The sequence below is a fragment of the Phytohabitans sp. LZ39 genome (genome assembly GCF_059359075.1).
Genome location: NZ_JCADBM010000004.1, coordinates 341,325 through 355,122, shown reverse-complemented (window position 1 = coordinate 355,122; position 13,798 = coordinate 341,325). Strand labels below are relative to the sequence as shown.

The following is a 13,798-nucleotide window of genomic DNA, read 5'->3' as shown; positions in this document are numbered from 1 at the left end:
GGGCGGTGAACGGCGGGACAGGCAGCCTGAAAGCTCGGGCTCTCATACTGGGCGGTGCCGACTTCTTCGGCCTGCACCTGGCGCGACGGCTGGTCACGGAGGGTTACCACGTCGTGGTCGTCGACAACCTGTCCCGCGGGCGCGACCGGGCGGAGGTGGCCGCGCTCGGCGCCACACCCGGCGTCGAGGTGATCGCGGGCGACCTCACCGACCCGGCGACCTGGTCCGCGCTGCCCCGCGGCTGGGCCCAGATCTACCTGCTGCCACCCGCGCCGCTGCCGAAGTCGATCGAGTCCGACCCGGTCCGCGCGGTCCGCGGCCACGCGCTCGCCGCCCTCCACCTCATCGACTGGGCCGCGCCCGGCGACAAGGTCTTCTTCGCCTCCTCCGGCGAGGTCTACGCGGACGGCGTGGAAGACGGCGTCGTGCAGGTGCCCACCGAGGAGGGCGAGCCGGTGGTGGTCGGCGACCTGGCCGAGCCGCGCTCGGCGTACGCGGCCAGCCGCCTCTTCGCCGAGGCCGCGCTCGTGCACGCCGCCCGCGCGGGGCGCAGCCGGGTGGTGGTGGGCCGCTTCTACGACGTCTACGGGCCGCGGATGGGCATCGACCAGCTCATCCCGCAGATGTGCCTGCGGGCGGTGCGCGGTGACGACCCGTTCCTGGTGAAGGGGCCGCACCGCAAGCGCGCGTTCTGTTACATCGACGACGCGGTCGAGGCGACGCTGCGGCTGATGGAGGCGCCCGCCGCGGTCGGCGAGATCGTCCACATCGGCAACGACGGCGCCCAGTCCACGATCGGCGACCTGGCCCGCGCCGTGCTGCGCATCGCCGGCGTGGAGACGCGGGTGGTGGCCGAGCCCGCGCCGCCCGGCTCGCCAGCCCGCCGCGCGCCCGACCTGTCCAAGCTGCGCCGGCTCACCGCCTTCGAGCCGTCGGTCGACCTCTCCGACGGGCTGCGCCGCACCTTCTACTGGTACCGCCGGACCTGGGCCAACCAGCGGGCATGACATCCGTCATGGCTCGGGGGTGACTGGCGGGCGACCTGGTCGGCGCCGCTCGGGCGGACGGTGAGGGCATGACACCGACAGTCGCCCTTCGCGGGCTCACCAAGCGGTACGGCGGCGTCACCGCCGTCGACGGGCTCGACCTGACCATCCGGCCCGGCGAGGTCGTCGCCCTCCTCGGGCCGAACGGCGCCGGCAAGTCCACCACCATCGACATGCTCCTCGGCCTGGCCCGCCCGGACACCGGCAGCGCCCACCTCTTCGGGATGCCGCCCGCCGACGCGATCGCAGCCGGCAAGGTCGGCGCGCTGCTCCAGTCCGGCGGGCTGCTGCCCGACCTCACCGTGCGCGAGATCGTCGAGCTCTCCGCCGCCCTGTACGCCGGCCACCGCTCGGTGCCCGACGTGCTGGCCCGGGCCGGGCTCACCGACCTCGCCGGGCGCCGGGTGGCCAAGCTCTCCGGCGGGCAGCAGCAGCGGGTGCGGTTCGCGATGGCGCTCGTCGCCGACCCGGAGCTGATCGTGCTGGACGAGCCGACCACCGGCCTGGACGTGGAGGCCCGGCGCTCGTTCTGGGCGGCGATGCGGGAGGAGAGCGGCCACGGCCGCACGGTGCTCTTCGCCACCCACTACCTGGAGGAGGCGGACGCGTTCGCCGACCGGATCGTCTTCATGCGGTCCGGCAGGGTGGTCGCCGACGGCACCGCCGCGCAGATCAAGGCGCAGGTGTCCGGCCGCACCATCCGGGCCACGCTGCCCGGCGCGGACCTCAACGCGCTCGCCGCCCTCCCCGGCGTCGACCAGGTGGAGAGCCGCGGCGACGCCGTGCTGCTCACCTGCCACGACTCCGACGCCGCGCTGCGCGCGCTGGTCGCCACCACACCCGCGTACGACATCGAGGTCACCGCCCGCGGGCTGGAGGACGCTTTTGTCGCCCTGACCCTGGAAGGAGCGCCGGCATGAAGACATACCTGCTCATGGAGCTCAAGCGCCTGCCCCGCAACAAGCGCGTGCTGATCTTCAGCATGCTCATGCCGGCCGTGCTGCTGCTGATCTTCGGCGGGCTCAACAAGGGCCAGGACCTCGACGGCGTGGACACCTCGGCGTACCTCATGGTGAGCCTCGGCGTCTTCGGCTCGATGACCAGCGTGATGGGGCGCGGCGGTTCGATCGCCGTCGAGCGGGGCATCGGCTGGAACCGCCAGCTCCGCCTCACCCCGCTGCGGCCCAGCCGGTACGTCGCGATCAAGGTGGCCACGTCGCTGCTGATGGCCATCCCGCCGCTGGTCGTCGTGTACCTGCTCGGCGCGCTCGCGCTCGGCGTGCACCTGTCGGCCACCACCTGGCTGCTCGTCTTCGTCGGCTCGTGGCTCGGCGCGCTCCCGTTCGCCGCGCTCGGTGTGGTGATCGGCTACGTCGCCACCCCCGACAGCGTGCAGCAAATCTCCGCGCTGCTGTACATGCTGCTGGCCGCGTTCGGCGGGCTGTGGGTGCCGATCGAGGTCATGCCACGGCTGATGCGCGACATCGCCGAGTTCACGCCCGCGTACTGGGTCGGCCAGCTCGCCCGCAACCCGCTCTTCCACGGCTCGCTCGACATGCGCGGGCTGCTGGTGCTGCTGGCCTGGGCGGTGGGACTCGGGTTCGTGGCGCTGCGGCGGTTCGGCGCCGACACGGCCAGGGCATGAGTAGCGTTCCCAGCGTGCGGGGACGCGTCTTCCACCTTTGGTACGGGGTCTGGCTCGTCTACCTCGTCGAGCCGCTCGTCCAGGCGTGGAGCGAGGACAGCCCGGCCGCCCGCGCGCTCGGCGTGGTGGCGGTCGGGCTGTTCGCCGCGATCTTCGTGGCGTTCTTCGGGGCGTTCCGCCGGGCCCGCCAGCAGCGCCGAGCGGTGCCGGGCTGGTGGGGCTGGGCCGGCGTGGCCGGCATGCTGGTGCTGCTCTGCGCGCTCACGCCGGCGATCGGCGAGAGCGCGCTGGGCCTGCTGACCTTCGTCTCGGTCGTCGCGCTCTTCGGCCTGCCCCGCCGGCCGGCGCTGGTGCTGGCGGGGCTGTTCGTGCTCGCGCCCGTCGCCGTGCCGGTCGCCGTGCCGGGGTGGCGGCCGCGCCCGGACCTCAGCTTCACGGTCTTCCTGGCCTGCCTGATCGTGCTCGGCGTGACCCAGCTGCTCCAGCGCAACGCCGAGCTGGCCGCCGCCCGCGAGGAGATCGCCCGCCTCGCCGTCGCCGACGAGCGCAACCGCCTCGCCCGCGACCTGCACGACCTGCTCGGCCACTCGCTGACCGTGGTCGCGGTCAAGGCCGAGCTGGCCGGGCGGCTGGTGCGGATGGCACCCGAGCGGGCCGAGGAGGAGATCGGCGACGTGGAGCGGCTGGCCCGCCAGTCCCTGCGCGACGTGCGGGCGGCCGTCGCCGGGTACGCCCAGGCCTCCCTCGCCGCCGAGCTGGCCGGCGCGCAGGCCGCGCTCACCTCCGCGGGCATCGACGTCGAGCTGCCGGACGACGTGGAGCAGGTGCCACCGGAGCGTCGCGAGCTGTTCGGCTGGGTGGTGCGCGAAGGTGTCACCAACGTGGTGCGGCACAGCGGCGCCAAGCGCTGCTGGATCCGCGTCACGCCACACGAGGTGGAAGTCGGCGACGACGGGCACGGCCCGGACGGCACGGCGGGCGGTCGCGGCCTGGCCGGGCTGCGGGAGCGGGCCGAGGCCGCGGGCGGTTCGCTCACCGTCGGCCGCGCGCCGGAGAGGGGTTTCACATTGCGGGTACGGGTGCCGTGATCCGCCTCCTCCTCGCCGACGACCAGGCCCTCGTGCGGGGCGCGCTGGCCGCGCTGCTGTCCCTGGAGACCGACCTGGAGGTGGTGGCCGAGGTCGGCCGCGGCGACGAGGTGGTCGAGGCGGCCCGCCGCACCCGACCCGACGTGGCGCTGCTCGACGTCGAGATGCCCGGCCTCGACGGGCTCGCCGCCACCGCCGCCCTCCGCGCCGCGCTGCCCGCGTGCAAGGTGCTCGTCGTCACCACGTTCGGCCGCCCCGGCTACCTGCGCCGGGCGATGTCCGCCGGCGCGAGCGGCTTCGTGGTCAAGGACACGCCCGCCCGCCAGCTCGCCGACGCCGTCCGCCGGGTCGCCGCCGGCCTGCGCGTCGTCGACCCGGGACTGGCCGCCGAGTCGCTCGCCGCCGGCGACAGCCCGCTGACCGTGCGCGAGACCGAGGTGCTGCGCGCCGCCCGCGACGGCGGGACCATCGCCGACCTGGCCGCCACGCTCGCGCTCTCCGAGGGCACCGTGCGCAACCACCTCTCGTCCGCGATCGGCAAGACCGGCGCCCGCACCCGCGCCGAGGCGGTCCGCCTCGCCGACGAGTCCGGCTGGCTCTAGGGGCCCCGCGCAAACGGTCCGCGGCTGACGCGGACGTGGGCGAATATGGCTCGCAACAACACCACAACGGACGGCGACCCCGAGACTGGATTTGCCTGAAGAAAATCACAGCACGGGCAGCGTGACCTCGGCGCCGGGAGATCTCTAGGGTTGTCTGCGTGATGTGGGAAGAGCGGATCGCCGAGGCGTGGCGCAGGATCGACGAGTACGAGCCGGAGGCCTTCCGCCAGCTCATCGACGCGCTCGCGGCGGAGCTGCCCGAGGGGAGTGCCGAGGCGGCGTTCGAGCGGGCCTCCGCGTTCGACTCGACCGGGCATCCCGACCAGGCCGTGCCGCTCTACCGGCGGGCCCTCGCCGCCGGGGTCGGCGGCGAGCGGCGGCGGCGCGCCACGATCCAGCTGGCCAGCTCGCTGCGTAACCTCGGCAGTCCACAAGAGAGCGTCGCGCTGCTGGAGGCGGAGCTGACCCGCGACTCGGACGGGCTCGACGACGCGGTGCGGGCCGTGCTCGCGCTCGCCCTCACCGACCTCGGCCGCGAGCGGGAGGCGGTGTCGCTGCTGCTCGGCGCGCTCGCCCCGCACCTGCCCCGCTACCAGCGTTCGATGGCCAACTACGCCCGGCTGCTCGTCGCCAAGGAGTGACGCGCTAAGCAGTGACCTGCTTAGCAGTGACGCGCTAGGCAGTGACGCCGAGCCGCGCCGCCAGCACGCCGGGCGGGTCGTAGGCCGGGTCGCCGCGCAGCTGGCGGTAGGCGCGGTCGAGGGCCTGCCGGGCGAAGTCCTCCGGCAGCGGGGTGTCGCGCCACGCGTCGTCGACCGTGCGGCCCGCCGCGAACGCCGCCCGCGCCACCTCGGCCGTGCGGGCCAGCGTGGCGCCCTGCTCGCGCACGAACATCGCGTCGACAACCTTGCCGTGCCCCGGCACCACCGCGCCCGCGGCCAGCGCGGCTACGGCCTCCATCGTGAGCGGCCAGTCGAGCGGGAACGCGTCGCCGAACACCGGCGGGTAGCCCTCCTCGACGAGGTCGCCGGCGAAGAGCACCGCCGCGTCCGGGATCTCCACCACCACGTCGTTGTCGGTATGGCCCCGGCCCAGGTGTCGCAGGTGGACGGTGCGGCCGCCCAGGTCCAGGCGCGCCTCGGTGGCGAACGTGCGGTCCGGCGGGACGATCTCCACGGCGGCCAGCTCGGCGGCGAGCGGCGGCTCGGCGCCGGCCGCGAAGTACGCCCGCTTGACCGGGCCGTCGCGGCGCAGCATCTCCGCGCAGCGCTCGTGGCCCCAGATCTCCGCCGGCAGGAACGCGTGGTTGCCGAAGCAGTGGTCGTAGTGGCCGTGCGTGTTGACGACCGTCCACGGCAGCGCGGTCACCTGGCGGACGGCGTCGGCGATCGCCCGCCCCAGCGGGTGCGTCATGCGCGTGTCGACCACCACGCAGGCGGCCGCGCCGACGATCAGGCCGACGTTGGGGTTGACGCCGTCACCCGGGCTCACGAAGACCCGCTCACCAACTTCACTCCACACCCATAGGATCGTGCCATGGGGGACGCCGCGGCGCGGGTCCGCGCCCTGGTGGCGGCGCACCTGCCCGGCTACGAGGTGGAGTCGCTGACACGGCTCGGTGCCGGCTTGGACAACGTGGCGTACGAGGTCAACGGCGACCTCATCGTCCGCTTCGGCACCGGCGCCAACGCCGACCGCGAGGCCCGCCTGCTCACCGCCGTCGGCAACTTCTCGCCGCTGCCCGTGCCGGTGCCGCGCTTCACCGACGCGGGCTGCCTGGCGTACCCGAAGCTGCGCGGCGTGCCCCTCCTGTACGCCGCCGGTGTCGACGGCGTCCCGGTCGCGGCGGCGCTGGGTGGTTTCCTGGCCGCGCTGCACGCGGCGCCGGTCGACCGGATGGCCAAGCTCGTCGAGACCGACGACCTGCCGGTCGACGAGTGGCGGCGGGAGGCGCGGGAGACCTACTCGGCGGTCTCCGCGAACATTCCGGCCGCGTACCGGCGGCGCGTCGAGTCGTTCCTGGAGACGCCGCCGCCGGAAGACCCGCACACGCTCGCCTTCTCCCACAACGACCTGGGCATCGAGCACGTGCTCGTCGAGCCGCTCACCGGCACGGTCACCGGCGTCATCGACTGGTCCGACGCGGCGATCGTCGACCCGGCGTACGACTTCGGGCTCATCCACCGCGACCTCGGCCCCGCGGCGCTCGACGCGGCGCTGGCCGCCTACGGCGGCGCGCCGGCCGGCCTGCGCGAGCGCGCGGTCTTCTACGCGCGGTGCAGCCTCTTCGAGGACATGGCCTACGGCCTGGAGACGAGCCGCGAACGCTACGTGACAAAGTCCCTGGTCGCACTGGAGTGGCTCTTCGCCTAGCTTCGAGGGATGAAACCGGTCAACCTGAGCGCGGCGCTGGCCTCCTTCGACGAGGTGTACAGCCCGCGGATCGTCGCCCGCATGAACGACTACGACGTGCGCGTCGCCCACGCCCGCGGGGAGCACGTCTGGCACACCCACGAGGACACCGACGAGTTCTTCCTGGTGCTCGACGGCCAGTTCGACGTGGCCGTCCGCGCCGACGACGGCACCGAGACCACGATCGTGCTCCGCCAGGGCGACACGTTCGTGGTGCCGCGCGGCACGCCGCACAAGCCGTCGTCGCCGGGCGGCTCGATCCTGATGTTCGAACCGACGGGCACCCTCACCACGGGCGACCACCACGAGGGTGAGATCCCTGGTCACGTGGACAGCACCGCGGGCCACGCGCTCTAGCGAGGGGGATCACTGCGAGGGTGCCGTGTTGGGGTCCTAGGCTTGGGCGCCATGCGGTTGGTACTCATCCGTCACGGTGAATCCGAGCACGGGCGGCGCGGGCTCGTCGCGGGCCCGCGCGGGTGCCCGGGGCTCACGCAGCGCGGGCGGGAGCAGGCGCGGGCGCTGCGGCGGCGGTTCCAGGACGAGGAGTTCACGGCTGACGTGCTGCTGACCAGCGCCACCCCGCGGGCGCAGGAGACCGCGCGGATCCTGGCGCCGGCGGTGTCCCCGGCCGACGCGCTGGTCGACTGCGACCTCTGCGAGCTGCACCCCGGGCAGGGCGACGGGCTGCCGATCGCGGAGTTCGCGGCCCGCTACGGGTCCTTCGACGTGCAGGCCGAGCCCAACCGGGTGGTCGCGCCCGGCGGCGAGTGCTGGAACGACTTCGTCACCCGGGTGCGCCGCACCACCGACGCGCTGCCGCGGCGCTTCCCGGGGCGCCGGGTGGTCGTGGTGAGTCACGGCGGGTTCATCTCGTGGGCGTTCCTGACCCGCTTCGACGTGCCGCGGCCGGGCACCGGGGCCTACATCAACCCGTCGTACACCTCGATCACCGAGTGGGAGTACACCGAGCCGGGCGGGCCGTGGGTCCTGATGCGCTACAACGATGTCGCACACCTGGAGTAGTCAGAAGAGGGCGACCCCGTGCTGGGGGCAGTCCCGGATGTCCGGCACCGTCTCCGGCACGCAGTAGGCGGGCAGCCCCACGAGCAGGTCCTTGCCGTAGACGAGCACCACCGCGCCGTCGAACTCGTGGCGCTCGGCCGGCTGCCCGAACTGGGCCACCGCGACCGCCTCGGCCCGCGCGCCGGTCCCGCGGGTGTCCAGCACCAGGAACGTGGCGTCGTGCGCTGCCGCGTCGTACCAGTCCACCTTGGACTCCCACCGGTACGCGGCGACCCGGTCGGCGGCCACGACCGGCCGCACCGCCACGCGGCCGCTGGTGAGCAGGGTGATGTTGTTGGCGTTCCAGTACTCGCCGAGCCCGTACCGCAGGCCGCGCGCGTCGAGCCACCTCGCGACGTCCTCGGCGTGCCCCGGCCTACCGCGCGCGGCGGCGTGCCCGACGAGCTCGGCGGCGAGCAGCACACCGACCACGGCCGCGACCGGCACGGCGCGCGGCAGCGACGCGAGACGGGGGCCCCACACGCGGCCGGCGAGCACGGCGCCGAGCGGGAGCACCGCCACGACCTGGCGGGCGGAGAGCAGGTCGACCGGGAGGGCGGAGACCACGAACGCGCCGAGGTTGACCAGGATGCCGACCGCGACGAGCTCGGCGAGACGGTCGTCGGACGCGCCGCGCAGCGCCCGCGCGACGACCACGACCAGCGCGGCGGCCGCGGCGAGCAGCCCGACCAGGTGCACCGCGCTCATGAGCGTGTCGGCGGGGCCGTGCCGGTCCGGCGGGTACGCGCCGTAGTCGACCGCCACCACGCGCACGCCGAGCCAGAGGTGGCGGCCGAGGCTGGAGAACTCGGCCAGCTTCGCCTCGGCCGCGTGCGCGCCGAAGCCGCCGGCCGCGCGCATCAGCGTGAGCGCGAGCTGGGCGAGCACCACCGAACCCACCGCGGCGAGCACGAGGCGGGCGTCCAGGCCGCGCCACGACCGCTCCCGCGCGGCACGCCAGCCGCTCACCACGATCAAGGGCAGGACGCCGATGTACATGACCAGCGGGTCGGCCACCTGCGCCCAGGCGAGCAGCACGGCGACGGCGAGGGGGAGCCAGCGGCCGGGCCGCGCCCGCTCCAGCACCAGCCAGGTGGCCAGCAGCGGGATCGCGGTGCCGGTGTGGTCGGGCGAGGTGAGCAGGGTGATCGCGGCGTGTCCGAGCGGCGGCACCGCCACGATCGCGACGGCCACCGCGACCCGCGCGGCCGCCTCCCGGCCGGTGGTCCGCCCCTTCGCGGCCGCCGCCACGAGCAGCACCACCAGCGTGAACACGAGCGCGGCGGTGGCGTGGGTGGTGTCGCCGTGAAACCCGTACACGAGCTCGACGAGCATGAACAGCAGCAGCTCGTTGGTGTAGAACGACACGTCGGTGACGGTCCACCCGCTGAGCAGCAGGTTGCCTTCGAGCATCTCGCGCGCCTGGAGCGCGTTGCTCGCGCCGTCCGAGTTGACGCCCAGCTGGCGGGAGATCAACAGATACGCGGTGAAGAGCAGCGGCGCCGCCGCCACCGCCAGCAGCCAGGGCCGGCGCGGCCCCCGGCGCGGTTCGACACTTTTCGGCGGTACGTCCGTCACTGCCCGTTCCACCGGAGGCACCGTACCGCATCTGGCGAATGAACCCTGCGGGGGAACCGTCCGTACCAGTAGGTACTCGTCACCTGTGTGAGGGAGCCGTGCGTGAGGGAGCAGTCGGACCGCCACCAGGCCAGGCACGTCGACCGGCGTGACCAGGGCATGCGACGGCAACGCCTGGTCACCCAGGCGGCGGCGGGCGGGGCCACCGCGCTCGCGCTGCTCTTCGGGTGGGTGTTCGCCCAGCCCGCGCCGGCCCCGGCGGCCGAGCAGCCGGCCGCGCCGGTCAAGAAGCCGCCGGCGACGAAGAAACCCGCCGTGAAGAAGCCGGCCGCCGGCACCAACCAGGGCGCCGACCTCAAGGCGCCGGAGGAGGCCCCGGTCGAGGAGCCACCCCAGGAAGAGGAGGCGGCACCGCCGCCAGACACGCAGTCGGGCGGATCATGAGATCGCTCCGGGCGGCGCCACCTCGCGCCGCCTTTTCCGCGCTCGGGACCACGGCGGTCCTGCTCGTCACCGACGGCGAAGCGCTCGCCGACGGGGAGCGGCTGCTCCGCGCCGGCCTGGCCGAGGTCGACGCGGCGTACAGCCGGTTCCGGGACGACTCGGAGATCATGCGGCTCGGCGCGTACGAGGGGCGGGCCGCGCCGGTCAGCCCCCTGCTCGCCGAAGCGCTCGACGCGGCCCTGCGGGCGGCCGCCGCCACCGATGGCCTGGTCGACCCGACGGTCGGTCAGGCCATGATCGACCTCGGGTACGACCGTGACTTCGCGCTCGTGGATCCGGACGGCGCGGCGCCGGCGCCCCGCCCGGCTCCCGGCTACTGGCGGGTGCGGCTGGACACCGCGACCCGCCAGGTCGTCGTGCCCCGCGGCGTCCGCCTCGACCTGGGCTCCACCGGCAAGGCGTTCGCGGCGGACCGGGCCGCCGCCCGCATCGCGGCCCTCGGCTGCGGTGTGCTCGTCTCGCTCGGCGGCGACCTCGCCACCGCCGGCCCGCCGCCGGAGGGCGGTTGGCTCGTCGGTGTCGGCGACGACCACCGCGCGGCGGCGCCCGGCGACCCGGTGGTGACGATCCGCTCCGGCGCGCTCGCCACCTCCAGCGTCACCCAGCGCGCCTGGCGGCGGGGCGGGCGCGCGGTGCACCACATCGTCGACCCGCGTACCGGCGACCTGCCGGCGCCGGTGTGGCGTACCGTCACGGTCGCCGCCCGGTCCTGTGTGGACGCGAACGCCGCGGCCACCGCGGCGATCGTCCGCGGCGACGGCGCGGACGCCTGGCTCGACGGGGCCGGCCTGCCGGCCCGGCTGGTTGGTCACGACGGACGGGTCGTGACCGTCGGGGGGTGGAGATCTCATGCCTGACGTGTCCCTCTGGCACGTGGCGCGGGCGACCGGCTTCGTGTCGACGCTGCTGTTCACCGCCACGGTGCTGCTGGGCATCCTCGGGCCGATGCGGGTGGGCACGCCGAGCTGGCCGCGCTTCACGCTCGCCGGCCTGCACCGCAACATCTCGCTGCTCGCGATGGTGCTGCTCGGCGTGCACGTGGTCAGCGTCGCCGTCGACTCGTACGTGCCGATCACGTGGCTCGACCTGTTCGTGCCGTTCGTGTCCGCGTACCACCCGTTCTGGATGGCGCTCGGCACGCTGTCGTTCGACATCATCCTGGTGCTGCTGGTGACGAGCCTGCTGCGGCCACGGATCAACCCGCGCTTCTGGCGGGTGCTGCACTGGTCGGCCTACCTGTGCTGGCCGCTCGCGTTGGTGCACGGACTGGGGATCGGCACCGACGCGCTATCCAGCTGGCCGCTCGGCCTGTCGGTGCTCTGCACGCTGGCCGTCCTGGCCGGCGTGGGCTGGCGGGTGGCGGCCTCCGCGCGGCGGCGCACGCCGGGCGACGACACGCGGAACACGACCCTGGCGAGGCTCTCATGACGATCATGATGGAACGCGGCGCGCGGCAAGGCGGCCGCTCCGGCACGCTGCCCCGCCTGCTGGCCGGCGGCCGGCGGCTGGCCGAGCACCGCGCCACGTACGGGCAGATCCCGATGCGCCGCTTCACCGGCGAAGACGGGCGGCGGGTGCTGATCCGCGCGATCACCGACGCCGGCCTGCGCGGCCGCGGTGGCGCCGGCTTCCCGACCGGCCGCAAGATGACCAGCGTCGCCGCCGGCGCCAAGCGCCCGGTCGTGATCGCGAACGGCTGCGAGTCCGAGCCGGCCAGCCGCAAAGACAAGATGCTGATGGCCTGCGCGCCGCACCTCGTACTCGACGGCGCGGTGCTCGCCGCGCACGCGGTCGGCGCCGACCGCGTGTACCTCTGCGTCGAGCGCGGCACCAGCATCGCCGACCGTCTGGAGCGCGAGCTCGCCCAGCGCGACGACCCGGTGAAGATCAAGCTGGTCCGCGCCCCGCGCCGGTACGTGTCCAGCGAGGAGTCCGCCCTCGTCCACTTCATCAACGACGGCGACGGCCGGCCGCTGGCGGCGCCGCCCCGCCCGTTCGAGAAGGGGGTGGGCGGGCGCCCCACGCTCGTCGACAACGTCGAGACGCTCGCGCACGTGGCGCTGATCGCCGCGTACGGACCGGACTGGTTCCGGGAGGTGGGCACGCGCTCGGACCCCGGGTCCACGCTGGTCACCATCGGCGGCGCGGTCGCCCGCCCGAACGTGTACGAGATCGCGCCCGGCATGCGCCTCGGCGAGGTCGTCGACGCCGCGGGCGGCGCCGTCGAGCCGATCGGCGCGGTGCTCGTCGGCGGCTACTTCGGCACCTGGGTGCCGATGCCCGACGGCTGGGGCCTGCCGCTCAGCCACGACCGCACCGGCCCGCTCGGCACCAGCCTCGGCGCGGGCGGCATCATCGCGCTCCCCGCCGAGTCGTGCGGCCTCGCCGAGACCGCCCGGATCGTCCGCTACCTGGCCGAGGAGTCGGCGGGGCAGTGCGGGCCGTGCATGTTCGGCCTCCCAGCCATCGCCGGTGACCTGGCCGCGCTCGCGTACGGCCGCTGCGACCCCGCCACCCGCCAGCGCCTGAGCCGCCGCATGGCCCAGGTCAACGGCCGCGGCGCCTGCCGGCACCCGGACGCCGCCACCCGGCTCGCGACCAGCGCCCTGGCCACCTTCGCGGCCGACGTCGAGACCCACATGGACGGCTGGACCTGCACCGGGGTCAGCCGCGACCCGATCCTCCCGCTGCCCGACAAGCGACACCGCGACCGGAGCTGGAAATGACCGCCCCCAACGCGGAGGGCCTCCGCCTCCAGGTAGACATGATCAAATGCGTGGGCCACGCGTCGTGCCTCGAGCTCCTGCCCGAACGCGTCAAGCTCGACGAATGGGGCTACCCGATCATCGAGACCGACCCGCTCCCCACCAACCTCGTCGCACACGCCCGCCGCGCGGTGGCGGCCTGCCCCACGCTCGCCCTGCGCGTGGACGGCAAGGTCGCCCGCCAGCGCTAGCACGAAGCTGTCGAGCTGCTGGCAACAACGCGTCCAAGCCGTATCCATGCGCCTTTCGCCGCACCGGCCGTAACGCGGCGTCGCGGCCTGGGTGAGGGGCTTCCGGATCTAGAGGCTTCCAAGGCAATTTTTCCCGCGTCCGCGTCAGCTGCGGACCGTATGCTCCCGCGGGCACCGTTCCCGGCCGGCGGCTCGCCAGGCGAGCCGAGATCCCCGGCCGTCCACTGCCAGGTCCGCGGGACAAGCCCCGGAAGATCTCCACCGGCAGTCGCAGACCCCACCCTCCGCCGCCCTGACGCGGCGTAACCAGCCCGCGGGTCGGGACTTCGGGATCTAGCCCCGCTGACCGCCCGCGCACCGTCCCGGCAAGGGCCATTGTGGACAATGCGCACCCGTGGGGGGTGACCGCGACCAACCCGCGCAGGGCGAGGCTACGGGAGCGGCGGTCCGCGGCTCACTCTCGCGTTTGGTCGCGGTCATCCCTTTGCCTCGGCGGATGCGCGGCCCGCGGACGCAGGGGTGTTTGTCCACAATGCCTGTTGCCTACCAAACGGCGCACCCGCTCCAGCCATGCCGCCGACTAGCCGCGAGGTCTTAAGGTCTTCGGGTTTGTCTCGCGGACGTGGCAGCGCGGGTCGGGGGTTTCGGCGAGCGCTGCGAGCCGCCGACCCGCGCGGTCTCCGGCGGGAGCAGCGGTCCGCACCTGACGCGGACCCGGGAACAGCCCGACAAAGATCTTTAGTCCGGGGTGGCGGTCCAGCTGGCGAGCAGCATCAGGGCCTCGTGTGTCGGGGAGGCGGGCTCGGCGGTGTGGGCGGTCAGCGTCAGGCCGGTATCCGCCGGCAGGGGCAGGGCCTCGAAGCTGAGCGTCAGGTCGCCGACCACCGGGTGGTGGCGCGCGG

At 74.3% G+C, this 13,798-nt stretch carries 17 protein-coding genes; 14 read left to right on the top strand and 3 right to left on the bottom strand.

From position 1 onward, the window contains the following. The first annotated feature begins 5 nt into the window (after positions 1-5). The 6 genes from AC5L36_RS10635 (at position 6) to AC5L36_RS10610 (ending at position 5,022) form a co-directional block, all read left to right on the top strand. Entirely contained in the window at positions 6-1,007 is a 1,002-nt protein-coding gene (locus tag AC5L36_RS10635; RefSeq protein ID WP_441214792.1) for an NAD-dependent epimerase/dehydratase family protein, read from the top strand. A gap of 68 nt (positions 1,008-1,075) precedes the next feature. Further along, entirely contained in the window at positions 1,076-1,966 is an 891-nt protein-coding gene (locus AC5L36_RS10630) for an ABC transporter ATP-binding protein (RefSeq protein WP_441214791.1), read from the top strand. After that, positions 1,963-2,691: an ABC transporter permease gene (locus AC5L36_RS10625; RefSeq protein ID WP_441214790.1), complete on the top strand. Its 729-nt coding sequence runs from the start codon at positions 1,963-1,965 to the stop codon at positions 2,689-2,691. The genes AC5L36_RS10630 and AC5L36_RS10625 overlap by 4 nt, the downstream gene beginning before the upstream one ends. Positions 2,692-2,705: 14 nt before the next feature. Then, positions 2,706-3,779 (top strand): sensor histidine kinase, encoded by a 1,074-nt coding sequence (locus AC5L36_RS10620; RefSeq protein ID WP_441214789.1) that lies wholly within the window; start codon positions 2,706-2,708, stop codon positions 3,777-3,779. After that, complete coding sequence (locus tag AC5L36_RS10615; RefSeq protein ID WP_441214788.1) at positions 3,776-4,381, top strand: response regulator transcription factor; 606 nt, start codon at positions 3,776-3,778, stop codon at positions 4,379-4,381. The genes AC5L36_RS10620 and AC5L36_RS10615 overlap by 4 nt, the downstream gene beginning before the upstream one ends. Positions 4,382-4,542: 161 nt before the next feature. After that, positions 4,543-5,022 carry a tetratricopeptide repeat protein gene (locus tag AC5L36_RS10610; RefSeq protein WP_441214954.1) on the top strand — a complete coding sequence of 160 codons (480 nt, stop codon included), beginning with the start codon at positions 4,543-4,545 and terminating at the stop codon, positions 5,020-5,022. A gap of 34 nt (positions 5,023-5,056) precedes the next feature. Here the strand turns inward: AC5L36_RS10610 and AC5L36_RS10605 are convergent, their stop codons facing one another. Further along, complete coding sequence (locus AC5L36_RS10605) at positions 5,057-5,902, bottom strand: MBL fold metallo-hydrolase (RefSeq protein ID WP_441214787.1); 846 nt, start codon at positions 5,900-5,902, stop codon at positions 5,057-5,059. 15 nt (positions 5,903-5,917) lie between these two features. Between AC5L36_RS10605 and AC5L36_RS10600 the strand changes: the two genes are divergently transcribed. The 3 genes from AC5L36_RS10600 to AC5L36_RS10590 are packed head-to-tail and all read left to right on the top strand — an operon-like array spanning position 5,918 to position 7,819. Next, entirely contained in the window at positions 5,918-6,754 is an 837-nt protein-coding gene (locus AC5L36_RS10600) for a phosphotransferase family protein (protein ID WP_441214786.1), read from the top strand. A 9-nt stretch (positions 6,755-6,763) separates the two neighbouring features. Next, complete coding sequence (locus AC5L36_RS10595) at positions 6,764-7,150, top strand: cupin domain-containing protein (protein ID WP_441214785.1); 387 nt, start codon at positions 6,764-6,766, stop codon at positions 7,148-7,150. A 51-nt stretch (positions 7,151-7,201) separates the two neighbouring features. Continuing rightward, a complete protein-coding gene (locus AC5L36_RS10590; protein WP_441214784.1) occupies positions 7,202-7,819 on the top strand; it encodes a histidine phosphatase family protein in 618 nt (205 codons plus the stop codon). Here AC5L36_RS10590 and AC5L36_RS10585 read toward each other — a convergent pair whose 3' ends face one another. Beyond that, entirely contained in the window at positions 7,820-9,448 is a 1,629-nt protein-coding gene (locus tag AC5L36_RS10585; protein ID WP_441214783.1) for a hypothetical protein, read from the bottom strand. It lies immediately after the preceding gene. Positions 9,449-9,538: 90 nt separating this feature from the next. On the opposite strand from AC5L36_RS10585, the gene AC5L36_RS10580 reads away from it, so the two are divergent. From AC5L36_RS10580 to AC5L36_RS10560, 5 genes are read left to right on the top strand one after another with little or no spacing between them, the layout of a single operon-like run. Then, positions 9,539-9,880 carry a hypothetical protein gene (locus AC5L36_RS10580; RefSeq protein ID WP_441214782.1) on the top strand — a complete coding sequence of 114 codons (342 nt, stop codon included), beginning with the start codon at positions 9,539-9,541 and terminating at the stop codon, positions 9,878-9,880. After that, positions 9,877-10,797 (top strand): FAD:protein FMN transferase, encoded by a 921-nt coding sequence (locus tag AC5L36_RS10575; RefSeq protein WP_441214781.1) that lies wholly within the window; start codon positions 9,877-9,879, stop codon positions 10,795-10,797. The genes AC5L36_RS10580 and AC5L36_RS10575 overlap by 4 nt, the downstream gene beginning before the upstream one ends. Further along, positions 10,790-11,368, top strand: coding sequence for a ferric reductase-like transmembrane domain-containing protein (locus AC5L36_RS10570; protein WP_441214780.1), 579 nt, complete (start codon positions 10,790-10,792; stop codon positions 11,366-11,368). The genes AC5L36_RS10575 and AC5L36_RS10570 overlap by 8 nt, the downstream gene beginning before the upstream one ends. Then, on the top strand, positions 11,365-12,666 hold the full coding sequence (locus AC5L36_RS10565) for an NADH-ubiquinone oxidoreductase-F iron-sulfur binding region domain-containing protein (protein ID WP_441214779.1): 1,302 nt from the start codon (positions 11,365-11,367) through the stop codon (positions 12,664-12,666). Before AC5L36_RS10570 ends, AC5L36_RS10565 begins: the two co-directional genes overlap by 4 nt. Continuing rightward, positions 12,663-12,896 carry a ferredoxin gene (locus AC5L36_RS10560; RefSeq protein ID WP_441214778.1) on the top strand — a complete coding sequence of 78 codons (234 nt, stop codon included), beginning with the start codon at positions 12,663-12,665 and terminating at the stop codon, positions 12,894-12,896. Before AC5L36_RS10565 ends, AC5L36_RS10560 begins: the two co-directional genes overlap by 4 nt. A 738-nt stretch (positions 12,897-13,634) precedes the next feature. Here AC5L36_RS10560 and AC5L36_RS10555 read toward each other — a convergent pair. Then, complete coding sequence (locus AC5L36_RS10555; protein ID WP_441214777.1) at positions 13,635-13,781, bottom strand: MmyB family transcriptional regulator; 147 nt, start codon at positions 13,779-13,781, stop codon at positions 13,635-13,637. Between the last annotated feature and the right edge of the window lie 17 nt (positions 13,782-13,798).